This is a genomic window from Caballeronia eucalypticola, from assembly GCF_047608185.1.
Taxonomy (GTDB): Bacteria; Pseudomonadota; Gammaproteobacteria; order Burkholderiales; family Burkholderiaceae; genus Caballeronia.
Genome location: NZ_JBLKRU010000005.1, coordinates 56053 through 78895 on the forward strand (window position 1 = coordinate 56053; position 22843 = coordinate 78895).

The 22843-nt window shown below is 59.7% G+C and carries 21 protein-coding genes; 12 read left to right on the forward strand and 9 right to left on the reverse strand.

All coding sequences use genetic code 11. The features are described from left to right. The first annotated feature begins 115 nt into the window (after positions 1-115). Positions 116-835 carry an ArsR/SmtB family transcription factor gene (locus tag ACMX25_RS08155; protein ID WP_414949151.1) on the forward strand — a complete coding sequence of 240 codons (720 nt, stop codon included), beginning with the start codon at positions 116-118 and terminating at the stop codon, positions 833-835. Positions 836-849: 14 nt separating this feature from the next. Here the strand turns inward: ACMX25_RS08155 and ACMX25_RS08160 are convergent, their stop codons facing one another. After that, entirely contained in the window at positions 850-1113 is a 264-nt protein-coding gene (locus ACMX25_RS08160; RefSeq protein WP_414949152.1) for a PepSY domain-containing protein, read from the reverse strand. Between the two features lie 190 nt (positions 1114-1303). Between ACMX25_RS08160 and ACMX25_RS08165 the strand changes: the two genes are divergently transcribed. Continuing rightward, a complete protein-coding gene (locus tag ACMX25_RS08165; protein ID WP_414949153.1) occupies positions 1304-1798 on the forward strand; it encodes a DUF6496 domain-containing protein in 495 nt (164 codons plus the stop codon). Positions 1799-1911: 113 nt separating this feature from the next. On the opposite strand, the gene aptA is transcribed toward ACMX25_RS08165, so the two are convergent. After that, entirely contained in the window at positions 1912-3240 is a 1329-nt protein-coding gene (gene aptA, locus ACMX25_RS08170; RefSeq protein ID WP_414949155.1) for an omega-aminotransferase AptA, read from the reverse strand. 160 nt (positions 3241-3400) lie between these two features. Between aptA and ACMX25_RS08175 the strand changes: the two genes are divergently transcribed. Beyond that, entirely contained in the window at positions 3401-4810 is a 1410-nt protein-coding gene (locus ACMX25_RS08175) for an aminotransferase-like domain-containing protein (RefSeq protein WP_414949156.1), read from the forward strand. Between the two features lie 612 nt (positions 4811-5422). On the opposite strand, the gene ACMX25_RS08180 is transcribed toward ACMX25_RS08175, so the two are convergent. The 4 genes from ACMX25_RS08180 to ACMX25_RS08195 form a co-directional block, all read right to left on the reverse strand. Beyond that, positions 5423-5875: a hypothetical protein gene (locus tag ACMX25_RS08180; RefSeq protein ID WP_414949157.1), complete on the reverse strand. Its 453-nt coding sequence runs from the start codon at positions 5873-5875 to the stop codon at positions 5423-5425. 38 nt (positions 5876-5913) lie between these two features. Then, a complete protein-coding gene (locus ACMX25_RS08185; RefSeq protein ID WP_031363615.1) occupies positions 5914-6075 on the reverse strand; it encodes a DUF1328 family protein in 162 nt (53 codons plus the stop codon). Positions 6076-6344: 269 nt separating this feature from the next. Further along, a complete protein-coding gene (locus ACMX25_RS08190) occupies positions 6345-6509 on the reverse strand; it encodes a hypothetical protein (RefSeq protein ID WP_414949158.1) in 165 nt (54 codons plus the stop codon). A gap of 326 nt (positions 6510-6835) precedes the next feature. After that, positions 6836-7459: a LysE family translocator gene (locus tag ACMX25_RS08195; protein WP_414949160.1), complete on the reverse strand. Its 624-nt coding sequence runs from the start codon at positions 7457-7459 to the stop codon at positions 6836-6838. Positions 7460-7850: 391 nt separating this feature from the next. Between ACMX25_RS08195 and ACMX25_RS08200 the strand changes: the two genes are divergently transcribed. Continuing rightward, a complete protein-coding gene (locus tag ACMX25_RS08200) occupies positions 7851-8189 on the forward strand; it encodes a hypothetical protein (protein WP_414949162.1) in 339 nt (112 codons plus the stop codon). 374 nt (positions 8190-8563) lie between these two features. Then, the gene (locus ACMX25_RS08205; RefSeq protein WP_414949164.1) at positions 8564-9046 is read left to right on the forward strand and encodes an HU family DNA-binding protein; all 483 of its coding nucleotides are present in this window, start codon (positions 8564-8566) and stop codon (positions 9044-9046) included. 196 nt (positions 9047-9242) lie between these two features. Here ACMX25_RS08205 and ACMX25_RS08210 read toward each other — a convergent pair whose 3' ends face one another. Continuing rightward, positions 9243-9641 (reverse strand): hypothetical protein, encoded by a 399-nt coding sequence (locus tag ACMX25_RS08210; protein WP_414949165.1) that lies wholly within the window; start codon positions 9639-9641, stop codon positions 9243-9245. Between the two features lie 474 nt (positions 9642-10115). Here ACMX25_RS08210 and ACMX25_RS08215 point away from each other — a divergent pair, with 474 nt between their 5' ends. The 7 genes from ACMX25_RS08215 (at position 10116) to ACMX25_RS08245 (ending at position 19145) form a co-directional block, all read left to right on the forward strand. Next, positions 10116-11300, forward strand: a complete 1185-nt coding sequence (locus tag ACMX25_RS08215) for an HlyD family secretion protein (RefSeq protein ID WP_414949166.1) — start codon at positions 10116-10118, stop codon at positions 11298-11300. After that, positions 11297-12865, forward strand: a complete 1569-nt coding sequence (locus tag ACMX25_RS08220) for a DHA2 family efflux MFS transporter permease subunit (RefSeq protein WP_414949167.1) — start codon at positions 11297-11299, stop codon at positions 12863-12865. The genes ACMX25_RS08215 and ACMX25_RS08220 overlap by 4 nt, the downstream gene beginning before the upstream one ends. Position 12866: 1 nt before the next feature. Then, positions 12867-14411 carry an efflux transporter outer membrane subunit gene (locus ACMX25_RS08225; protein WP_414949168.1) on the forward strand — a complete coding sequence of 515 codons (1545 nt, stop codon included), beginning with the start codon at positions 12867-12869 and terminating at the stop codon, positions 14409-14411. A 337-nt stretch (positions 14412-14748) separates the two neighbouring features. Beyond that, positions 14749-16155 (forward strand): circularly permuted type 2 ATP-grasp protein, encoded by a 1407-nt coding sequence (locus ACMX25_RS08230; protein ID WP_299718879.1) that lies wholly within the window; start codon positions 14749-14751, stop codon positions 16153-16155. An 81-nt stretch (positions 16156-16236) separates the two neighbouring features. Beyond that, positions 16237-17190 carry an alpha-E domain-containing protein gene (locus ACMX25_RS08235; protein WP_299718893.1) on the forward strand — a complete coding sequence of 318 codons (954 nt, stop codon included), beginning with the start codon at positions 16237-16239 and terminating at the stop codon, positions 17188-17190. Between the two features lie 64 nt (positions 17191-17254). Beyond that, entirely contained in the window at positions 17255-18052 is a 798-nt protein-coding gene (locus ACMX25_RS08240) for a transglutaminase family protein (RefSeq protein ID WP_414949169.1), read from the forward strand. A 223-nt stretch (positions 18053-18275) separates the two neighbouring features. Then, the gene (locus ACMX25_RS08245) at positions 18276-19145 is read left to right on the forward strand and encodes a peptidase (protein ID WP_414949170.1); all 870 of its coding nucleotides are present in this window, start codon (positions 18276-18278) and stop codon (positions 19143-19145) included. Positions 19146-19396: 251 nt separating this feature from the next. On the opposite strand, the gene ACMX25_RS08250 is transcribed toward ACMX25_RS08245, so the two are convergent. After that, the gene (locus tag ACMX25_RS08250; protein ID WP_414949171.1) at positions 19397-20569 is read right to left on the reverse strand and encodes a porin; all 1173 of its coding nucleotides are present in this window, start codon (positions 20567-20569) and stop codon (positions 19397-19399) included. A 642-nt stretch (positions 20570-21211) separates the two neighbouring features. Continuing rightward, positions 21212-22546 (reverse strand): YihY/virulence factor BrkB family protein, encoded by a 1335-nt coding sequence (locus ACMX25_RS08255; protein ID WP_414949172.1) that lies wholly within the window; start codon positions 22544-22546, stop codon positions 21212-21214. Between the last annotated feature and the right edge of the window lie 297 nt (positions 22547-22843).

The following is a 22843-nucleotide window of genomic DNA, read 5'->3' on the forward strand; positions in this document are numbered from 1 at the left end:
CTACGAGACGGGAAATCCAGTGTAAGGACACTGCCATGTCGCATGCTTCGACGCGTATCGAAGCATGCGGACAGGTGAGCGGATTATCATGACGATGTCAAAGCGGAGAGCCTTCATGTTTTCTCATCCTGCGGTCTCGTCGGCCGCTTTCCTGATTGCCGATCCCACGCGCGCCACCATGCTCATGACCCTCGCCGACGGCCGCGCGCGACCCGCGGGCGAGCTGGCCTATGCGGCGGGCGTCACCGCCCAGACGGCAAGCTCACATCTCGCGAAGCTGCTGACGGGCGGGTTGTTGTCGGTGGAAACACAGGGGCGGCATCGGTACTATCGGTTAGCCGGTTCGCACGTTGCGCTGGCGCTTGAAAACCTTGCATCGATCACATCGACCCCGGCGAATGACGTGGTGCGTCGAATGCCGCGCAGCAGGGAAGCCCGGGAATTGCAGTTCGCGCGATGCTGTTACGACCATCTCGCCGGCAGTCTCGGCGTAGCGGTGACGCAGGCGTTGCAGGACCGCGCGCTCGTCGTCGCAACCGATGACAAGCAATTCGATGTAACGCCGGTGGGCGTTGAATGGTTCCGCGCGATGGGCCTTGACGTAGCGGCATTGAAACCGACCCGGCGCGGACTCGCGCGGCAATGCCTGGATTGGACCGAGCGGCGGCATCATCTGGCCGGACCGCTGGGCGTTGAATTGATGAGCCGGCTTTGCGCGATGGGATGGGTCCGGCGTTCGAAGTCCTCGCGCGCCGTTCAGGTCACGCCGAAGGGATGGGCCGGGTTGAAAGAACAACTTGGCGTGGACGAGAGAGCGGTTCAGGCCGGCGCGTGAGCGGCAATTCAGGCTTAATGCTTCAATTCATGCCTTGTCAACGCGCCGGAGCGCGGATCGACGTGGATGTCATAAAACAAGCCCTGTTTGGTGGCTTCGCCTTCCCAGCGTCCATCGTCGGCTTTGAGGCGTACCGCGTCATAGCCCTGCGCCTTGACCTTCGCGATTGCAGCGTCTTTCGATATCCAGTCCGCGCCCGGCTGGTCATGCGCGAATGCCACGCTGCCTGTTGCAAGTGCGAGGACGGTTCCTGCTGCGATACAAGTCTTCTTCAACATTGGCTCTCCTTAACGATTCGAATGGACCAGCGTACCGACAACGGCTGGGTAGATCGGTCGTCAATCTAACATCACGCTTACAAGCAGATCCGCGACGAATCCGCACAGTGGCGCTTGCCCGCCACATTGGCACGGCCATTGCTGCCATGCCATTGCCGGACCAAGCAACCTTCTCTCAAAGGAGAGCACCATGCCTGAGAAGAAAACCATCGAACGCGCCCATGCTGACAAACGTGCGGGGAAGTCGCCCGGCACGCAGGCTGGCGAGTTTGTGAAGGAGCAGATCGATCACGTTCGTGAAGGCAAGCACGGCGCGAAGTCCGCGAAGCAGGCGATCGCGATCGGGTTATCGGAGGCACGCAGATCGGGTGTCGGTATGAAGGCGCCGAAGAAGGGCGCGGCGTCCGCCGCCACTCGCAAGAAAGCGGCGAAGGATACGCAGGCGGGTCAGCACAAGACTCAACGCAGCGCGAGCACGGAATCGAAGTCGAAACGATCCGCGACGTCCACGCGCGTGCTCAAACGTGAGGGCAGCAAGGCCGCTTCGCACAAGTCGCTCTCGAGGCAGGCGCATGCCAGTGCAAGCCGGCGGTCTGCTGCCGATCGATCGGCCGCGGCGAAGAAAGGCTGGCAGACGCGCCGTAAGGCGGCCGCGAAGGCGAGTACGGCTCGGCACGCACGCTAGAACGCCAGAGCGTGCTGGTCTCAGTGCACGTGCAACGCCGCAACGAAGAAAGGCCGTCCCGGATCAACCGGAACGGCCTTGGCGCTTACAGTGTTCGGCTATCGAAACCCGCGTTATTTCACCGTTTCGAGGACCTTGCGAACCGTGCTGAAAATCTGCTCGATCTGGTCGTCTTCAATGATCAGCGGCGGCGAGAACGCGAGGATATCGCCTGTATAGCGCATCAGAACGCCTGCCTCGAAGCATTTCACGAACGCTTCGTAAGCCCGCGCACCCGGCGCGCCATCGCGCGATTCCAGTTCGATGCCCGCCACCATGCCGAGATTGCGCACGTCCTTCACATAAGGCGCGTCGCGCAACGCATGCGCAGCGGCTTCGAACTTCGGCGCCTTCGATGCAGCCCGTTCAAACAGTTGATCGCGTGCATACAGGTCCAGCGTCGCGATTGCGGCTGCGGCTGCCATCGGGTGCGCGGAATACGTATAGCCGTGGAACAGCTCGATACCGTTCACTGCACCCGCATTGACGATCGTGTCGTGCACGTTGCGATGCGCAGCCACTGCGCCCATCGGAATGGCGGCGTTGTTGATGGCCTTGGCCAGCGTCATCAGGTCCGGCGTCACGCCGAAATATTCCGCGGCCGTCGCTTTGCCGAGCCGGCCGAAGCCCGTGATGACTTCATCGAAAATCAGCAGGATGCCGTGCTTCGTGCAGATTTCGCGGAGCTTTTGCAGATACCCCTGCGGCGGCACGAGCACGCCTGTTGAACCCGCCAGCGGTTCCACGATCACGGCCGCGATCGTCGATGCATCGTGCAGCGCGACGATGCGTTCGAGCTCTTCGGCGAGATGTGCGCCCCAGACCGGCTGGCCCTTCGAAAACGCGTTGTGTTCAGGTGCGTGCGTGTGCGGCAGATGATCGACGTTCGGCAGCAGCCCGCCTGAAAACGTCTTCCGGTTCGGTCCAATGCCGCCGACCGAGATGCCGCCGAAACCCACGCCGTGATAACCGCGCTCGCGGCCAATCAGCTTCGTGCGCTGGCCTTCGCCGCGTGCCCGGTGATAGGCGAGGGCGATTTTCAGCGCGGTATCAACGGATTCAGAACCCGAATTTGTGAAGAAGATGCGGTCGAGGCCTTCCGGCATGATCGCGGCGACCTTCGTGGCCGCTTCGAATGCAAGCGGATGGCCCATCTGGAAGGTCGGCGCGAAGTCGAGCGTGGCGGCCTGCTGCTGGATCGCGGCGACGATTTCATCGCGGCAGTGGCCCGCGTTCACGCACCACAAGCCGGCGCAGCCGTCCAGAATCTCGCGGCCGTCGGACGCACGGTAGTACATGCCCTTGGCGCCCTCGATCAGGCGCGGTGCAGCTTTGAACTGCCGGTTGGCGGTGAATGGCATCCAGAACGACGAGAGGTCGTCGATGACGGGGCGCGAAGTCATGGGAAATCTCCTGTTAGAACACGCAATGTAGTCCTCGATAAAAACCTGCGGCATAGACAGTTATCCTGTCGCCACGAGAACTGTGCTGGCAAAATGGTGCAAACTGTATTGGTCGTCTATCCTGGATGACTTGCTCTCACCATCCTCTGCCTGTCACTTCATGATCGAACTTCAACTGGACCGCGACCGCGCGCAAGCCACGCTCGTCGAACAATTGGTGCGGGCGTTTTCCGGCGCCATCGAGCAACAGGCCTTGCGCGCCGGCGCGTTGCTGCCTTCGGTGCGCCAGCTTGCGCAATCGGAAAGGCTGAGCACCTTCACGGTAACGGAGGCGTATGGACGCCTTGTGTCGATGGGCCTCGTGGTCGCGCGGCGCGGCTCGGGGTACCGGGTGGCGGCACGAGCGCCGACGGCCCACAGGCGCGCCGTGGCGTGGCAGCCGCCTAGTCTTACCGCGACCTGGCTCCTGTCCGATGTCTTCGCCGACCATTCCGTGCCGATCAAAGCCGGCTGCGGCTGGCTGCCCAACGAATGGGTCAACGAAAGCGGTTTGCATCACGCGCTGCGCTCGATCAGTCGCGTGCCGGCGGCGCGTATGGCCGACTACGGGCACCCATACGGTTTTGCGCCGCTGCGCGAGCGGATTGCCGAGCAACTGGACCGCTACGGTTTGCCCGCCGACCCGGCCGCGAACGTGTTGCTGACGGCCGGGGCAACGCAGGCGCTCGACCTGATCGTGCGCACGCTGCTGCGTCCCGGCGATACGGTCATCGTCGAAGATCCGGGTTACTGCAATCTGCTGCAGATCCTGCAACTGGGCGGCCTGATCGTGCGGGGCGTGCCGCGCACGCCGGCAGGAATTGATAACGACGTGCTCGAGCAACTGGTGATCGAGCATAGTCCCAAGGCGATCTTTCTCAACACGACGCTGCAGAATCCGACCGGCGCAACCTTCGGCATGGCGGCGGCGTTTCGCTCGCTGCAGATCGCGGAACGCTATGGCTTGTGGGTCGTGGAAGACGACGTCAACCGCGAGCTCGCGCCGCCCGGCGCGCCGCTTCTTGCCGCCATGGAGGGCTTGAACCGCGTGCTGTACGTCGGCGGATTTTCGAAGACGATCACGCCGGGATTGCGCTGCGGTTATGTGGTCGCCGAACGCGACGTGCTGCGTGAACTGGCGCGTACGAAGATGGCGGTGGGGCTGACGTCATCGGCGGCGACGGAACGGATTGTCGAAAAAGTGCTGACCGAAGGGCGTTACGCGCGGCACGTGGAATCGGTGACCGAAAAACTGAAGGACGCGCACGTGCAGGTCGAAGACCGGATGGACGCGCTCGGCGTCGAGTTGTTTCATCGGCCGCGTGCGGGATTGTTCGTGTGGGCGCGCTTACCGGTTGAGCCCGAGCAAGCGAGCGAACTCGCGACGCAGGCGCTGGAAGACGGCATCTGGCTTGCACCCGGTTCGTATTTCCGTCCCAACGATGCTGCGAGCAGCTGGTTTCGCTTCAACGTGCCGTATTCCACCGATGACGCGTTGTGGGGGTTTATCGATAAATGGAAGCGGCGCTAGGAAAGGTTGCGCTCGCACATTGAATCCTCCGGTTTGTTTGCTAATTAGGAACAATCGTGCGGATAGCCTTAGATCATAAGCACAGACTCGCGCTCGCGAACTGAACCGGCGGCACGCAGCCGCCGTCAATTCGCATCACTGCTCGACCGCTGGATTCCAGGCGGAGCCGCGTATGTTGATTCCTTCAAAAAGAGGGCCGATATGGCGAATTTATCCAGCTATCCATCTAAAGCAGTCATCACATCCATTGGATCTCAAGCGCCAGCGGCACGACAGGCGAAGCGTTGCCGGTCATCACGGGAACGGCTGATGCCGGAACCGCGGTGAACGTGTATGACGGCGTCGATGGCTAGACACCACCATCGACTTGCCGGCAGTGATCTCACCGTTTATTACGGACATCCTGGGACGCAACGGTTTAGCGATTGTTCCGGGCAGCACGACTTCTGAGTCTAATCCCAGCACGACGGGAACCGGTAAGCCAGGCGACATGGTCACGCTGTTCGACGGCCAGCAGGTTATCGGCTCCGCCGGGGTGGACGCGCCGGTAAATGGTGGATCACCGCGGACGCGGGCCTGGCCAACGGTTCGCACGACCTGTATGCGATTGCATCAAATGCAGAAGGTTCGCCGCGCTCGCCGTCGAATCATGCGGCTTTCACTGTCGAAAACGTTGCGCATGCAATAAGTATTGAGGACATCAATACAAATGGCTCGCGCGCCGCGTTCAAACTCTCGACTACCGATGTCCTGACTCCCGGGGAACATGACTTGTTTCCCGACAATAAACTCCGGGCGAAACCTGCCGGCCAAACGGACCATGCGACCGTTGCGCCGGAGTCTTGCGTTGCGGGTCTCGTGGAAGGCGAGTGGCGGCAAAAAGTACGTTGAAAACCGGCGGCGCCGTGTACATTCCGATCGAGCACTCAGGCGCGCTCCTTGAACCTTTGCTTCATCAAAGCGTTGATTTTGCGGTACATGAAGGGTGAACTGAACTGCTTGCTCCGCCTGCTTGCGGAGTGACGTAAAACAAAAAAGCGCGAGCATGCTCGCGCTTTTTTGCATTACTTCAGTGGCGTCCTTTGGATATGGACACCGCTGTTTCATCGCCGGAATACGCCCAGCAACAATGTCGCCAGGAATATCACAATAAAGATGAAGAACAGGATCTTCGCGATTTCGGTCGCGCCACTCGCGATTCCGCCGAAGCCAAAAAACGCCGCGATGATCGCGATGATGAAAAAGATGACAGCGTATCGAAGCATGAAGCCCTCCAAAGGGGTCGATTATCGGATTGGTTGCGTGCTGGCTTGACGCCTTCGCCGCCTTGACTGGTTTATATGACCATGTGCCGCTGAATGCAGCTATATCCCGCGACGCCCGAACCTGAAGCAACCCTCGTGCCCAGAAGTCACTGTGTCAGAAAATAGGGCGCAAAAAGATTCGCACGCAAAAAAGCCGCACTGCGTTGCGCGAGTGCGGCTTTGTAAGACGCGCCAGAAGGCGCGGAACAGAGGAGAAATGTTATCGGCGGTTATCGGCGGGTTTTGCCGTTGTCAGGTTCGTCGTCGAGGTCGTCATCGTCGGCGTGGTTTAGCGCATCCGGCAGTTGGTTCTCGAGTTCATCGCGTTCAATTTGATCGGCGAGATCGAGGGACTTGCGTGTTGCGGGACCGGACGGGCGGTTTGCTCCAGACATGGCGTAACTCCTTGGGATTTTCAAAGCCGCGCCAACAAGGGCGCGAGTTGATCGGACAGCAAGCTCGGCCAGCAAGCTTCGTACACGCCTGTCGATTTCTCCAAAACGGAGTGCGCATTTCTTGCCGCTTCCCACGGCCAAAGTTGCAATCAGGCTGCATATTTTGCGCGACGGCAGGCATGGATCAGTATGCGCCGCCTACGAAAAAATAGGCTGGATCTGAACGCCGGACTTCCGAATCAACTTGCCATGAATGTAACGCTCACCCCACTGGTTACATCGCCGCTTCGAACTATCCGTTATGACGTCACCCGAGTCGCCAGTCGTTACGCCAGCGCACGCTCGACAATTGGATACAACGAAAGCACGAGCAGCGTGGCCATGGTCCAGTTGAAAGCACGGAGCCAGCGCGGTTGCGTGAGAATCCGCCGCATGGACGTGCCGAATGCGGCCCACATTGTGATGCAGGGTAATCCGACGACGATGAAAACCATTGCCATCAACACAGCATTCAGCGAAAAGCTCGAATGCAAATGAATCGTGGTCGCGGCGGTCAGCACCATCATCCATGCTTTCGGATTGATCCACTGAAACGCGGCTGCTTCGATAAACCGCATGGGCCGGCCCTCGCCGTCGCGAACCTGCATGGTCGATGAAGTCGCAATTTTCCACGCGAGATACAGCAGGTACGCCACGCTTAAAGTTTCAAGCAGCGTGTAAGCCCAGGCGAAGCGCGCAAATGCCTGCCCCACGCCGAGACCCACCAGCACCATCAGAATGGCGACGCCTACGCTGATGCCGAGCACGTGCGGCACGGTGCGGCGCAATCCGAAGTTCACCCCCGACGCAAGCAGCATGGTGTTGTTCGGACCGGGTGTGATGGTGGTGACGAGCGCGAACAGCACCGCGGCCGGAAGGGCTGTCATAAGGGCGGCTGTGTCGAGATGCATGGTGTTTCCTAGTGTGTCGCGAATGCAGGAATTGAGTCGGATCGAGCGACCGTGAGCGTCAGTGTATGAGATGTGATCTGTACAGTACCGGTACAGATAGTCAGGTCATTTCCTGTACGGTGCGGTTGGCGTTGTTGGCGCGATCTGGCGTAGCGTTTGCAAAAAGCGTCGTGTGAACTGTTCCTTCATTGGTACGGTTTATTACACGTTTCGCGATTTTTGCTCGTGGTGAACCTGTTCAAGCATCCACTTGAATCCGTCACCGTGTGAGCATCGAAGCGTTTTCCGACAGCGCCGTTGTTCCGACAGCGTTCGGCATGCTGATCGTTTTAGTTTGCCGATCGATGAGTCGGATTATTTTCGCGATCCCCAAGATCGGATCGCAAGGGCGGTGCTTGGAAATGAGGATGGACTTCCGCATGCACCGCTGCACGAATTGCTCGATGGCGCCGAACGTGCGCAACAAAATATCGACGGCATGTTGCTGCCTGGATCGATGGGTCTCAACATCGCATCGATGATGCTCGACACCGATGCAATCGTGCTGTCGATGCGGACGGCTACCCGCGCATTTGATGCCGCATGCCGACGTCTTCTATCTGAAACTAACGTATCGACGTCTTTGCTGATTTTGGGTTGGCATCGCGTGAAAGACGGGTACAGGTCGAGCAAGTGTTGCAAAGTTTCAATACCCGGCTATGCCGTCGATTCCGCCCGGCAACCTCAGTGAGCGGTTCGTTGACGGCCCTACCGCGGCGTCAACCAACCTCGCATTTCCATCAAGCACGCTCTCCCGAACCTCTCCAACTCGCCGTCCATCGTCCGCTCGCACCGCATCCGGATGCATTCGCGCGAGCGTGATGTACGAGTCAACGCGCATCGAAGTTCACTAGGCGAAGGCGGCATCGGATCACGATCCATTGATCGCGCGGCTATCCTTGTCGCCTTAAAAAAGACGCTTGTAACGAAAACCCCTTAAAAAAAGGCTCAGAAGCGCAAAAAGACTCGCACGAAGTTCAATGGCGCTTGTAGAATCCGGCGTTGATACGGATGCATTCACGCGGCCGTATTCTAAAAACACTGACCTCAACAGGTAGGAGAAACATGCCGACTTCCGCAAAAACCGCTGCCAAGAAAGCTGCAACCAAAGCTGCTCCCAAGGCTGCAACGAAGACTGCCGCAGCGCCCGTCAAGAAGGTCGCTGCCAAGAAGGCCGCATCGACGCCGGCTACTGTGGCGAAGAAAGCAGCTGTGAAGACGACGGCAACGCTGTCGCCGGTCAAGGACACGTTCACGAAGGCATCGCTCGCCGCGCATCTGTCGGATCGTGCGACTGTTGACCTGAAAGCAGTGAAGGCCGTTCTGTCGGCACTCGAGGACACCATCCTCGGTGCGGTTCACAAGAAGGGCGCAGGCGAGTTCACGCTGTCGGGCCTCTTGAAGATTTCGGCGCAAGTCGTGCCGGCGAAGAAAAGGCGCTTCGGCAAGGACCCGTTCTCGGGTGAAGACCGTTGGTTCGATGCAAAGCCGGCAAGCGTGCGTATCAAGGCACGTGCGTTGAAGAAGTTGAAGGACGCTGCAGCCTAAGCTGACGCAAAAGCATTGAAGGACTATGGCAGCGCAGGAGTAGAGGCGAACCGTAGTCGAAAAAAAATGGCCGGTTTTCGCGAGGGAATCGGCCATTTTTTTGCCTGTTTCTTCAGAGGCGGGATTGAAAGGCTGTGACGTTCGAGCGTGATGGGTGACGCGCAAACAGCGATGCCGTTCGCAATTCGGTACCTGCTCAGACCGAGTCTTCGAGGATCACTGTCGACGTACCGGGTTCGCTTTGGCAGCCCGCTTCGTAGTCGATTTTATGCGCATCGAAGTGATGGATCGCGCGCAGCAAACGAGGCGAGAAGGTCGCGCCGAACTGCGCGACGAGCCTGTCGCGTTGAGCGGAATTGGCGTGAGCAAGCGCGCGCAACTCGCCGATTGGAATACCGACGAACAGGTTCAGGGGAAACGGCGGAGTGGACTCGATGGAAGATTCCGGCGCGCGTATGCGAAGCCCGGGTTGAAGATGCGTCTCGAGTTCCATGGTGAAGATGAAATCGGCGTTATCGGGCGAAGCCGTTTTCGCTTCGGCGAGAAGTCGTGGCACCACGTCTTGAAGCAATGCAATTTCCTGGACGGTCAGCATGATGAGATCCTTCGAAGGAGAAGTGTCGATTCGGTGTCGATCCGGCAAAGGCAAGCAACACCGATGCCGGATAAAAGCGCGAGTAGGAACGCGCTGTCGATGTCACTTTTACGCGGGCATTTACCTGAAACGCGAACCGTGGCAAGGCAGCGAAAGCCAAGCATAAAAGGTGTTGAGGCCGTACGGCTTTTTACGCCACAACAAGAACAGCGCGATCACGACGCTTATGCTGCCCGGCAAGGCGGACGCGCTCGGGCGTCGGCATAACCCTCTGAAAACAAACTGAAAGCAGCTCATCCCTCATGCCGTAATGAAGGCACGTGGTTTGCTGAGGCTGTGCCCTTACGCATGACCCGACGCACGCGTAGAAGCAAGAAGTCCTAGAGCAAGAGATTCCCATTCAGTCGACCTGCGACCTGGAAAGTGGCCCAACGTCTGTGCCATTCCGCGTTTCAATGAGTGAGAGAGGGCCTGATGCCAGATCAAGACGAACGACCTGATCATGACGCAGACAAAGCCGGGGATGATTCATCCCGAGGCGAGCAAAAAAACGCTAGCGATAAAAACGGCAGCGAGGGCAAGACAAACGACAAGTCCGACGATAAGTCCAACGGCCAAAAGAAAGGTCCGGGCAAAACGCCGCTGATCATTTTGGGCGTCGTCGTATTGCTGCTGATCCTGGGCGGATTGATCTGGTGGTTCGCGACCCGGAATCAGGTCAGCACCGACGATGCATACACCGATGGCGATGCGGTCACGATCGCACCGAAGGTCTCGGGTTACGTCGTGGTCATGAACCTGGGCGATAACAAGTTCGTCCACAAGGGCGACCTGCTGATCAAGATCGATCCTCGCGACTATCAGGCTCAACTGGATCAGGCCAACGCCCAACTTGGCCAGGCGCAGGCGCAACTCAATGCGGCTCAGGTGCAACTGGGCATTGCCCGCGTGCAATTTCCCGCGCAGCTGACGCAGGCGAAGGCACAGGAGCAAAGCGCGCAAGCGAACCTGGCGCAGACCCGCGCGGCTTACGAACGGCAGCGCTCGGTCGATGTCCGCGCGACATCGCAGCAGAACATTGACACCGCGACCGCCCAGCAAAAGAGCGCGCTTGCCAGCGTCGCGCAGGCACAGGCGCAAGTGAAGACCGCGAGCCTCGTGCCGCAGCAAATCAGCCAGGCGCAGGCCACGGTGGAGGAACGCCGGCAAGATGTTCGCCAAGCCGAGGCGCAGGTGGAAGCGGCTGCATTGAACCTGTCCTACACGGAACTGCGAGCGCCTGCGGACGGCTGGGTCACCAAGCGCAACGTGCAATACGGCACGTTCCTGCAAGCGGGCACGTCGATATTTTCACTGGTGACCACCACCGTCTGGGTCACGGCCAACTTCAAGGAGTCGCAGCTTGAACGCATGCGTCCCGGTGATTCGGTGGATGTATCTGTCGATGCATATCCGAACCTGAAGCTGCGCGGCCACGTGGACAGTATCCAGCTTGGCAGCGGCTCGCGCTTCTCCGCTTTCCCCGCTGAGAACGCTACCGGCAACTTCGTGAAGATCGTGCAGCGCGTGCCGGTGAAGATTCTTATCGATAGCGGATTGCAGCCCGATCTGCCGCTGCCGCTCGGACTCTCCGTGGTGCCGAAGGTGATGTTCAAATGAGCGATCATGCCGGCTGGAAACCAAAGTCCAATCCCTGGCTGATTGCCGTGGTAGTCACGCTCGCGGCGTTCATGGAAGTGCTCGACACGACGATTGTGAACGTCGCGCTGCCGCACATTTCGGGCGCGATGTCCGCGAGCTACGACGAAGCCACCTGGACGCTGACCGCGTATCTTGTCTCGAACGGCATTGTGCTTCCCATCTCCGCATTTTTTTCGAAACTGCTGGGACGTAAGCGATATTTCCTGATTTGCATCGGCGCGTTCACGGTCTGTTCGCTGTTGTGCGGACTGGCGACCGACCTGTGGCAACTGATCGTGTTCCGGATCTTGCAAGGCTTCTTCGGCGGTGGCTTGCAACCGAACCAGCAGTCCATCATCCTCGATACCTTTCCGCCCGAGCAGCGCGGCCGCGCGTTCTCGATTTCGGCCGTTGCAATCGTGGTGGCGCCGGTGGTCGGCCCGACGCTCGGCGGCTGGATCACCGACAACCTCACGTGGCGCTGGGTGTTCCTGATCAACGTGCCGATCGGCGTGATTACGACCATCGCCGTGATGCAGTTTGTTGAAGACCCGCCGTGGGAGAAGAAAAAGGATCGCAAGGAACTGGGCCTTGATTTTGTCGGCATCGGCTTGATTGCGCTGGGTCTGGGTTGCCTGCAAGTGTTCCTCGATCGCGGCGAGGACGATGACTGGTTCAAGTCCGGCTTCATCACGACCTTCGCGATTCTTTCGTTGATCGGTATCGTGGGCGCGATCTTCTGGCTGCTTTACGCGAAGAAACCGGTGGTCGACCTGCGCGTATTGAAGGACAAGAATTTTGCGCTGGGCTCGGTATGCATGGTGGGCTTTGCCGCCATTCTCTATGGCAGCGCGGTGCTCGTGCCTCAACTTGCCCAGCAGCAACTGGGATATACCGCGACGCTCGCGGGCCTCGTGTTGTCGCCCGGCGCGATGATGATCGTCGCCATCATTCCCGTGGTCAGCAAATTGATGCCGATCATACAAACCCGTTTCCTGGTCGGCTTCGGTTTTTTTCTGATGGCGTGTGCGCTGTTTTATACGCATCACCTGGTGCCGAACATCGACTTCAAGACGCTGACGATCATGCGAAGTTCGCAATCCATCGCCATTGCATTCCTGTTCGTCCCGATCACGACGCTGGCGTATTTGACGCTGAAGGCATCGGAGAACGCGGACGCTTCCGCGCTATTCACGATGTTCCGAAACGTGGCGGGATCGATAGGAATTTCCCTTGCGACCGCCGCGATCGTGGAGCGCACGCAGGCGAACATGGCGCACATGGTTGTGCACATGACGCCGTTGAATCCGAACTACAACGACTCCATACAGCGACTCACGCACACGCTCATGGACATGGGCCAGACCATGCAGCAGGCCATGACTACCGCGACCGGCCTGATGTACAAGCAGTTCATTTCGCAGTCCACGATCCTGGCTTACCTTGACGTATTCGGCGCGGTGGCGATCTTCGCGTTGTGCTTCGTGCCGGTCACGTTTTTCTTTTCTCCGGTGAAAGCATCGGGTGGCGGGGGAGGGCATTGAGATGCGCAAACGCTTGATTCCCTTGCTGCTTTCGATGCTCGCAGGCGCGTGTTCAGTCGGTCCGAACTTCACGCCGCCCGATGCAAAAGCCCCTGACAATTGGCGCGATGTGCAACGCGCGCAAAACCCGCAGACCCCGCCTGATGACATTCGATATCCGCATGCGGGCGCGCCGTCGCTGGCCGACACCAACGCCGATCCCGATCCTCACTGGTGGAGGCAGTTCAACGACGCCACGCTGGACTCGCTGATCGACCGCGCGGCGGCGGGCAACCTGGACTTGCAGAGCGCGGTGCTGCGTATCGAGGCGGCGCGCGAACAGGCGGTCGCATCGGGCGCGCAGGGGTTGCCGCAACTTAGCGCGAACGCGAGCTATAAGCGCGAGCAACTGGGCCTGAAGGGCTTGCTGCAGTCGCAGGGCGTGTATGACAGGGTCAACGCGCTTGGGCCCAACAGTGCGGGCGTGACGAGCGCCCTGAATTCCCTGACGGCGCCGGTGAACCTCTTCCAGGATGGTTTCGATGCCTCATGGGAGCTCGATTTGTTCGGCCGTGTGCGGCGCTCGGTGGAGTCGGCAAACGCGCAGACGGAGTCGGCAATCGAGAATCGCAACGACGCCCTCGTCTCGCTCGAAGCTGAGGTCGCGCAGACTTATTCGCAACTGCGCGGGGCGCAGTTGCTGAAGCAGATCACGTTGGCTGAGATCGGCTCGGAGCAGCGGATACTCGATCTGACGCGTGAGCAGGCGCGTGTCGGGCTGACGAGTCAGAGCGACGTGGAAAGCGCGACTGCGCAAATGGGATCGCTGCAGGCCCAGCTTCCTCAATTCGATGCACAGATTGCGCAGGCAATGAACGGCCTTGCCGTATTGACCGGGAATGCGCCGGGGACGCTGGACGCGGAGTTAGAGACGCAAGGGGCGATACCGCCGGTTCCGCCAAGCGTGCCGATTGGTTTGCCGTCCACGTTGGCGCGGCGGCGTCCGGACATTCGTCGTGCGGAGAGTGACTTGCACGCGGCCACTGCTGAGATTGGCGTGGCGGTGGCGCAGATGTACCCGGATGTATCGTTGACGGGCAATGTGGGCATGCGAGCCAGCGAAGCGAAATATCTTGCACGCTGGTCGAGTCTTTTCTGGACGATTGGCCCCAGTATTTCCCTGCCGATATTCGAAGGCGGCGCGTTGCGGGCGAACGTGCGGATAGCGAAGGCGCAGGCGGGGCAGGCGGCGCTGCAGTATCGATCGACGGTGCTCAAGGCGCTGCAGGACGTCGATAACGCGCTGGTGTCGTACCGGACGGACCAGGACCGCCGCGAGGCGCTGACGCGCACGGTGGAGGCGAACCGGATCAGTTTGGAGCTGGCGACCGATAGTTATCGCAAGGGCCTGGTGACGTTCATTAACGTTCTGGATGCGGAGCGGCAGTTGGCCGAGACGCGGCAGCAACTGGCGCAATCCACAATTAGCGTGACAACGGATCTGATCGCTGTTTATAAGGCGCTAGGCGGCGGATGGCAGGCAGACGCGCAAGCGGCTAGCAGTTAAATAGAAGATCGCCGACGCCCGCAGACCGCAAGCTCACGCATATTCTGAGCGTTGATGGGCTTCGTCCATCAGCGCGAATGCCTCCCTTCGCACCAAATCCGGGCATCGCCCCAACTTCATCTACCACCCCGGCTCACCGCTGCGCACTCATTTGAAGCAAACTTCCACCTAACCCGCCAAAACAATGAGTAAAAACAAGTAGTAGAAAAAATGGCACGCCTGTTGCTTAATTGTAGATACTGAAACTACCGATGCGTCGGACAGGCGTGGCCCGGCTTGAAGAGCCGGCACTTCCACGCACAGGCGGCTAGAAGCCGCGATCAAAAAAGGACGCAAGATGCAGATCTACGACGAAATGCGTCACGAGGAAACCGTGCGGGCGCATTACGCACGCTTCTCCCGGTGGCTTTCCACTCAGAGCCCCGAAACCATCGCTCGCAAGCGCGCGGAAGCCGATCTGCTGTTCAGGCGTGTCGGCATCACGTTCGCCGTGAACGGTGATCTGTCGGGCACCGAGCGCCTGATTCCCTTCGACATGATTCCGCGGATCATCCCCGGCGACGAATGGCGCAAGCTGGAAGCCGGCCTTCGACAGCGTGTCCGTGCGCTGAACATGTTCATCCGCGACGTCTATCACGATCACGACATCGTCCGGGCAGGGAAGATTCCCGCCGAACAGGTGTACACGAACGCGCAATATCGCCCGGAGATGCAAGGCGTGTCCGTGCCGCTCGACGTCTACGCGCACGTGGCTGGCGTGGACGTGGTGCGCGCGGGTGACGCGGGCGAGTTCTACGTGCTCGAAGACAATCTGCGGGTGCCGTCGGGCGTGTCGTACATGCTCGAAAATCGCAAGATGATGATGCGGCTCTTCCCTGAACTGTTCGTGCAGAACCGCATCGCGCCGGTTGCGCACTATCCGGATCTGCTGCTCGAAACCTTGCGCTCGATCGCGCCAGCCGGTGTCGATGACCCCAACGTGGTCGTGCTCACGCCCGGCATGTACAACTCGGCGTACTTCGAGCACTCGTTCCTCGCGCAGCAAATGGGCGTGGAACTGGTGGAGGGCAAGGACCTTTTTGTCGATGAAAACTACGTGTTCATGCGCACGACGCAGGGACCGAAACGTGTCGATGTGATCTACCGGCGCCTCGACGATGACTTCATGGACCCGCTCGCCTTCCGCACGGACTCGGCGCTCGGCGTGCCGGGGCTTTTGACGTCGTATCGCGCGGGCCGCGTGGCCTTGGCCAACGCGATGGGCACCGGCATAGCCGACGATAAATCCATCTATCCGTTCGTCCCGGACATGATCGAGTTCTATCTGGGCGAAACGCCGATCCTGAACAACGTGCCCACGTTCCAGTGCCGCAAGCCCGACGATCTCGCCTACACGCTCGCGCATCTGCCCGAGCTGGTCGTGAAGGAAGTCCACGGCGCGGGCGGTTACGGCATGCTGGTCGGACCGGCATCGACGAAAGCGGAAATCGAGGCGTTCCGCGAACGACTGATTGCGCGGCCGGATGGGTATATCGCCCAGCCAACACTGGCGCTCTCCGCATGCCCGACCTTCGTGGAGTCGGGTATTGCGCCGCGCCATATCGACTTGCGGCCGTTCGTGCTGTCGGGTAAAGAAGTGACGATGGCCGCCGGCGGCCTGACTCGCGTGGCGTTGAAGGAGGGTTCTCTCGTCGTGAATTCGTCGCAGGGCGGCGGCACGAAAGACACCTGGATGGTGGACTAAGCACCCACCAGGATTGTTCGCAAGGGCGCGCTTGCAAGCGCTGCGCCCGCGCGAGCCACACAACAACGGAACGCCATCATGATGCTAAGCCGCACAGCCGATCACCTTTTCTGGATGGCTCGCTACATGGAGCGTGCGGAAAATACTGCCCGCATGCTCGATATCAACCTGAAGGGCATGCTCCTGCCGCAGACGCCGGATCAGGCCGCTCGCGCGCAACGTTCCGTACTGCGCATTTCGGAGCTCGAATCAAAATTCGAGGAGCGTTTCCCGGGTTCGGATTCCCGCGAGGACATGCTGCACTTCATGGTCGCCGATACCGGCAATCCGTCGAGCATCAATTCCTGCCTGCACGCGGCGCGCGAAAACGCGCGTGCCGTGCGCGGGACCCTGACCACGGAAGCGTGGGAGACCATCAATTTCACGTGGCTCGAATTCGGCGAGAAACTCGCCGCTGGCGAGCTGGAAAAAAGCCCGGACATGCTGTTCGAATGGGTCAAGTACCGCTCGAATTTGTGTCGCGGCGTGATGGTCGGCACAGCGCTTCAGGACGACGCTTTCTGGTTCATCCAGCTCGGCATGTACCTGGAACGCGCGGACAACACGGCGCGGATCCTGGACGTGCGTTTCGCCGATGCCGAACCGAACTCGCGCGAAGCCGCGCGTCAGCTGGAGGACTTCTATTACTGGACCTCCATTTTGAGTTCGGTGTCCGCGCTGGAGATTTATCGGAAGGTGTATCGCGACGTTGTGACGCCGTCGCGGGTCGTGGAGTTGCTGATCCTTAACTCGCAGATGCCGCGCTCGCTGCTGGCGTCTCTTGATGGGGTCTGCGCGACGCTCGACAAGCTGCGTACCGACGGCTCGAACGAGTGCGAACGTTTCGCCGGCAAGCTGCGCGCGGACGTGCTGTACATGGATATCCGCCAGATCCTCGAAACCGGCGTGCACGCCTACCTGACGCAATTCCTGAAACGGGTCGACGAGCTCGGTGTTCGCGTGATGCGCACCTTCCTCATGTTGCCTCTCGCCTGAACCGGTTCGTCTTGCTTCGTATTGTTTTGCATTGCTTTGTATTGCATCCGCCCTGGGAACCATCATGCTTCTGACCATTCGTCATCACACAAGCTACCGATACGCGGTGCCGGTGCAGTACTCCATCCAGCAACTGCGCATGACGCCCGCCAATGGGTCGGCGCAAATGGTGCGGCGCTGGAACATCGATACTGTCGGCAAGCTCGACGTCACCCGCGACGCCTACGCCAACACGTTGCACACCCTGGTGCTGACGAAACCGCATATGGAGATCCATCTTTCCGTGACCGGACAGGTGGAAACCACGTTGCTCGACGGCGGCCGTCTCAACGACGGTCCCGGCCGGATTCCTCTGCAACACTACACATGTGCAACCGCGCTGACCGAACCGGATGCTGCGATCCGCGAACTCGCGAACTCGGTGCCGAAACTCGATTCACCGTCGGCGCTGATTGCGCTGGCGGAGAATATCGAAGCAAAAGTGCAGTTCAAGGCGGGTGTCACCGAGGTGACGAGCACCGCGGCCCAGGCGCTGCAACTCGGCAACGGCGTGTGCCAGGATCACGCTCACCTCATGCTGGCGTCCTGCCGCGCGCGGGGCTTGCCGGCGCGCTATGTGAGCGGTTATATCGATCCGGGCGATGTCCCGCACGCCGCGAGCCACGCGTGGGTAGATGTGTGGATCGACGACGGCTGGGTGTCGGTGGACGTCACGCACGCGGCGTTCGCCAGTGGCCGGTACTGCCGCCTCGCGGTCGCACGCGACTATGAAGCGGCCGCGCCCGTGCGCGGTTCGCGCGTGGGCGGCAAGGAAGAGCGCATGAGCGTGGACGTCTCGGTGCAGGCAACGGCCGACCAGTGAGCTGAACAGATCGCAGCAATGCGATGCGCATGACACGTCGCGGCGCGCATTTCTCCTGCGCCGCGGCATTCAAGCCGCGCCCCCCTGTGCCGATATTAACTATCAGAAGGTCAGGCGCCGCGTTGCCGGGCGATGCTGCCTAGTCCAAGAGTCTCCGCAATCGGTCCGGTCCGGACGAATACCCGACTACAATACGAATTTGCTTCTTTCAGGAATTGGACGCATGACTTATTGCGTGGCAATGCGCGTCGACGAGGGACTGGTGTTCCTGTCCGATACCCGCACGAATGCCGGAGTCGATCATGTGAGCGCAGCTCGCAAGATGGCGGTCTTCGAGCAGCCCGGTGACCGCGTCCTCGTGCTCTTGGCCGCGGGCAACCTCGCGCTGACGCAGGCCGTCATGCAACTGCTGTCGGAACCGGCGCCCGAAGACAAAACCACGCTGTACAACGTCCCCACCATGGCGGAAGCGGCGCGGCTGGTGGGCGATGCGGTGCGCGAGATACATCGGCGAGATGCAGCCACGCTCGCGGAATTCAGCGTCGACTTCAATTGCAGCTTTATTCTCGGCGGCCAGATTCGCGGCGCAAATACGCGCCTGTTCATGATCTATTCGGCGGGTAATTTCGTGGAGTCATCGCCGGTCAGCCCGTATTTCCAGATCGGCGAATCGAAGTATGGCAAACCGATCATCGATCGCGTTGTCACGCCATCCACGCCGTTGGACGAAGTGGCGAAATGCGCGCTGGTGTCGATGGATTCCACGCTGCGCTCGAATTTGTCGGTGGGATTGCCGCTTGACCTGCTCGTGTATGAAAAGGACGCGTTGCAGGTCACGCGGTTCTCCACGATCGATAACGACAATCAGTATTTCCAGATGATTCATCGTACGTGGGGTGACCGGTTGCGGCAGATTTTCGGGGAAATTCCGAATCCGACCTGGGCCGATCCCGCCAATGTGCCACTGCGGGCGCGCGAAACGGTATCTAACGTGCCGCGCGTGACGGGCAGCGACCTGCGCGCGGAACCCGATACGTCAGCGCCGCCATTTCAGACGCTGATGCAGCCCGGGAGCGAGCGTTCGCAGCATTGAGTACGTTGTGGAGTGCCTACAGACTTTCAATGCCTCGGCAAGCTAGGTAAGTTGAACAAGCGAACGGCCCAATCGGCATAAGTCGATTGGGCCGTTCGCTTGTTCAGCGTGTGTATGGCGATCACGGCAGCCTGGACGTGCTGTATTCAACGCACATAAAAAAACAGCCACCGGCGAAGCCGATGGCTGTTTTTGAACCGCAGTCTGAATCGGCGCGCTATGCAGTGAAACGCTGCACGCCGTATCGGACTTTAGAACTTGTGACGAATACCAACCAGCACCAGTTCCTGCGTGCTCGTGCCGTTGTAGCCGAACGAACCGATCGATGCTTGCGCTTGTTGATTTACGCGAGTTGTTACGCCGCCATTTGTGGTGAACGTAGCTTGCGAGCCGCTTGCTTTCTGGTAAGCGCCGAGTGCGTAGAAATCCGTGCGCTTGGACAGCGTGTAGTCCGCACCGATGCCGACCTGATTGTAATGAGCACCCGTGTCGCCACTCGCTTTCTCATACGTGTAGCCCAAGCCGATCAGGAAAGCCGGCGTCAGCTGGTAGTTCGCGAACGCGCTGCCAATGTTGTACGTCTCTGTCGATGTGAATGCCGAGAAACCGTCCGGACGGTACTTCACATTGCTGTACGAAGCGCCGAGCGTTACCGGGCCGATAGCGTACTGACCTGCTGCACGGGCGATGGCGATCGAGTGAGCCGAGGCGTAGCCAGCGTTGATTGCGCTGTCGATAATCGAATCTGACGACGGGCTGTTCCAGTTTGTAGCCGAACGGCCTGCGCTCGGGTTGCTCGTGTAGTAGTAACCAGCAGCCAAGCCCAACGGACCGTTGTTATACGCAACTGCACCGCTCCACGTCTGGCCTTGACCCGTCGTGCCAGCGGTGTTGCTGAAACCATACATGCCTTCGAATTGCAGGCCGGCATAGTTCGGCGACACGTACTTCACAGCGTTGTTCACACGCGAGCTGTTGTCGTAGTTGTCGACGTCGCCCGGCGTACCGACGATGGACGCCCAGTAGTTGTCACCCGTGATGCCCTGCACCATGTCAACCAGCGGATCGTATTGACGACCGAGCGTGACCGTGCCGAGCTTGTCCGACGTCAAACCGACAAATGCCTGACGACCGAATTCGCGACCGCCTTGGCCCAGTGCACCCGTGTTCACGTTAAAGCCGTTTTCCAATTGGAAAATTGCCTTCAAACCGCCGCCCAAATCTTCCGAACCCTTCAGGCCCCAACGGTCACCAGACAAGTTACCTGCAGAGAGACCAACCAGATGGTTGTTGCCGCTTGCGTGGTTAACATAGGCGACAGCCTCGTCGATCACGCCATAAAGGGTCACGCTGCTTTGCGCGTGAGCCGCGCCAGCTGTGCCGAGCAGTGCCAGCGAAAGGGAAGTCAGTGCGAAACGTTTCATCAGGTTCTCCACGCTAGGATTAAATTCGTTGTTGCCGGCGCAGAGAATAACGCAGCGTTACAAAACTTAAGAACTGAAAAATTAAAACATGTCTCGAAAAAAAGACACTTTGCGGTCGACCGTGTGATCTCTCGTAAGGCAAGCCTGTCAAGGCTTCAGCCGTTCAATCATCTTGTGAAAGGCCGAACCACAGACGCCGTCAGAAAGTTCCCTTTAATGCAATTGGTTCAGCGCGAAACAGTCGGTTTTTATTAGTTTTCTACTAATTAGTTGTTATAAGCGAGACATGCCGACGGTGCTCGCTAAAGCGATCGCTTACGGCAAGAGGAGCGCTGTATATGGCTCGGCAAGGGTTTGCACGGGGCAGGGGTTTGAAGCGCCTGAGGAGTGTCCGGCTCTGAAAGCCAAGTGCGCGCGTTGTGGATTACCAACACTCTTACCCAATGGCAGGCTCTGAAAGCGTGATGCTTGCGTAGATCGCAACAGAAACGCGGCTCTTCACACGTCGCGAATGGTCCATGCGATTTGACGAAGTTTGAGGCGATCGAGCTTTTGACACGGAAAACTGACGTGTCCTGGATCACGCCGATTTCGTGAATGACGCGGGATCGCTATTGGATCCCGCGATTGACCTTGCCGGCGTTATTCGTCGGTCGCCCTGGGCAGGCTGCGGCTCGTGTCGCGGCCCGTTAGCAGCGCGAGCGCCAAGCCAGCGCCGCCAGCCAGCAGCACGGCATGCCATGGATACTGTTTTACCAAGCCATTGGCCTGCACCGCCTTGCGCCCGCAATCCAGCATGGCCTGCGCCGTCACGCGCGTGGCGGTGGTTTCCGCACGTGCCAGCTTGCGGCTAAGGCTGAGCGCGGTGCTCAGTGCCGACACGCGTTTGCGCGCCTGCTGCGTCAAATGCTGCGAGCGTTCAGCCCGCTGTCCAATAGATGCCCGCGTACGTCCCGGCACGACCGCAAAGGCTTTTGCAGTTCCGGCGCTGCCCGCATCCGCATTTGGATCTGCCAACCCGGCTCCCGGATGCGTCGAGCCTGCCAGCATCGAACCGATCTTTGCACGGCTGCCCGGCGGGACCCGCGAGCTCTGCTGGCCCCACGCGCCACGGGGATCATGCAAACGTGCCCGCGCAGCTGAAAACTCGGCGCCAAGCAGCAGGACGGCCGCCGAGAAGTACAGCCACATCAGCAACACGGCAAGCGAGCCCGCCGCGCCGAACGAATTCGCCGTGCCGGCGTGAGTCAGGTAGAACGCAAACAGCTTTTTGCCGACGGAAAAGAGGATGGCGGCGACCAACCCGCCAACTATTGCGTCGCGCCATTGCACCCGGCCATCGGGAAGGAACTTCAGGAGTGCCCCGAACGCCAGCGAGAGAATCACCAGTCCGACCACCAGTTGCACAATGTCGCCGATGATCACGAAGGGCGAATTACCCCAAAGCCATGTGCCGACGGCCTGGATGGCGGTATCGAGGACCAGGGAGACGATCAGCAAGAACGCCACCCCCAGCACCAGTCCAAACGAGATCAGCCGCACCCGCACCAAAGCGAATACGCTGGATTTCTGCTCGCCGGTCATTGGCCACACGAGATTTAACGCAGTGTTGAGCGACGAAAACGTTGCTGATGCGCCCACCGCCAGCAACACGAACGAGATCACGGCAGCGATACCCGTGCCGCCGCTGCGGTGGGCATTTTCAACAATGCTTTGCACGCTCGCGGCGGCCTGATCGCCCAGCAGTCCATTGACCTGATGGAACAATTGCCCCCGCGCGGCGTCTGCGCCGAACACCCAGCCGGCCACTGCGATAACCATGACCAGCGTTGGCGCCAACGAAAACGCGGAGTAGAACGCGATGCTCGCGGCCATGGCGGCACAGCGATCCTCGCCGAATTTCTTGAGCGCGCCCATCACCCAGGAGGCGTCCTTTTTCACCACAGCCTGAATTTTCTCGGTGGACAACGTGCTCATGGCAACCTCTGCTTCGATGACGGTGACGACGACTTGACGGTTTGTAATCCGTCGAAGCAGGATGCGTTCCACGGCCGGCAAGCTTCTGGTCACATAAAAGCGCGCCGGGGTTATGAAGCATCCGTCATACGGTCCCGGACTGGCAACCTAAACCGGGCTCATAGGCCGTCAGGATGCTTCCGGCATGCACTTTCGCCACGCAGGTGGAAGTTGTTCTAGTAGCTATATGTTCGACGGCAGGGGGTCTTTTGATAAGCGCCGGAATGAAGGTCAAGCTGTCATGAGGTATGCATCGCC

Coding starts and splice junctions, on each gene's coding strand:
- ACMX25_RS08220 (WP_414949167.1), top strand. CDS start 11,297: ATGAGCGATCATGCCGGCTGGAAACCAAAGTCCAATCCCTGGCTGATT.
- ACMX25_RS08165 (WP_414949153.1), top strand. CDS start 1,304: ATGCCTGAGAAGAAAACCATCGAACGCGCCCATGCTGACAAACGTGCG.
- ACMX25_RS08245 (WP_414949170.1), top strand. CDS start 18,276: ATGACTTATTGCGTGGCAATGCGCGTCGACGAGGGACTGGTGTTCCTG.
- ACMX25_RS08230 (WP_299718879.1), top strand. CDS start 14,749: ATGCAGATCTACGACGAAATGCGTCACGAGGAAACCGTGCGGGCGCAT.
- ACMX25_RS08205 (WP_414949164.1), top strand. CDS start 8,564: ATGCCGACTTCCGCAAAAACCGCTGCCAAGAAAGCTGCAACCAAAGCT.
- ACMX25_RS08225 (WP_414949168.1), top strand. CDS start 12,867: ATGCGCAAACGCTTGATTCCCTTGCTGCTTTCGATGCTCGCAGGCGCG.
- ACMX25_RS08180 (WP_414949157.1), bottom strand. CDS start 5,875: ATGCAAAAAAGCGCGAGCATGCTCGCGCTTTTTTGTTTTACGTCACTC.
- ACMX25_RS08160 (WP_414949152.1), bottom strand. CDS start 1,113: ATGTTGAAGAAGACTTGTATCGCAGCAGGAACCGTCCTCGCACTTGCA.
- ACMX25_RS08190 (WP_414949158.1), bottom strand. CDS start 6,509: ATGTCTGGAGCAAACCGCCCGTCCGGTCCCGCAACACGCAAGTCCCTC.
- ACMX25_RS08255 (WP_414949172.1), bottom strand. CDS start 22,546: ATGAGCACGTTGTCCACCGAGAAAATTCAGGCTGTGGTGAAAAAGGAC.
- ACMX25_RS08155 (WP_414949151.1), top strand. CDS start 116: ATGTTTTCTCATCCTGCGGTCTCGTCGGCCGCTTTCCTGATTGCCGAT.
- aptA (WP_414949155.1), bottom strand. CDS start 3,240: ATGACTTCGCGCCCCGTCATCGACGACCTCTCGTCGTTCTGGATGCCA.
- ACMX25_RS08215 (WP_414949166.1), top strand. CDS start 10,116: ATGCCAGATCAAGACGAACGACCTGATCATGACGCAGACAAAGCCGGG.
- ACMX25_RS08210 (WP_414949165.1), bottom strand. CDS start 9,641: ATGCTGACCGTCCAGGAAATTGCATTGCTTCAAGACGTGGTGCCACGA.
- ACMX25_RS08195 (WP_414949160.1), bottom strand. CDS start 7,459: ATGCATCTCGACACAGCCGCCCTTATGACAGCCCTTCCGGCCGCGGTG.
- ACMX25_RS08250 (WP_414949171.1), bottom strand. CDS start 20,569: ATGAAACGTTTCGCACTGACTTCCCTTTCGCTGGCACTGCTCGGCACA.
- ACMX25_RS08235 (WP_299718893.1), top strand. CDS start 16,237: ATGCTAAGCCGCACAGCCGATCACCTTTTCTGGATGGCTCGCTACATG.
- ACMX25_RS08240 (WP_414949169.1), top strand. CDS start 17,255: ATGCTTCTGACCATTCGTCATCACACAAGCTACCGATACGCGGTGCCG.
- ACMX25_RS08175 (WP_414949156.1), top strand. CDS start 3,401: ATGATCGAACTTCAACTGGACCGCGACCGCGCGCAAGCCACGCTCGTC.
- ACMX25_RS08185 (WP_031363615.1), bottom strand. CDS start 6,075: ATGCTTCGATACGCTGTCATCTTTTTCATCATCGCGATCATCGCGGCG.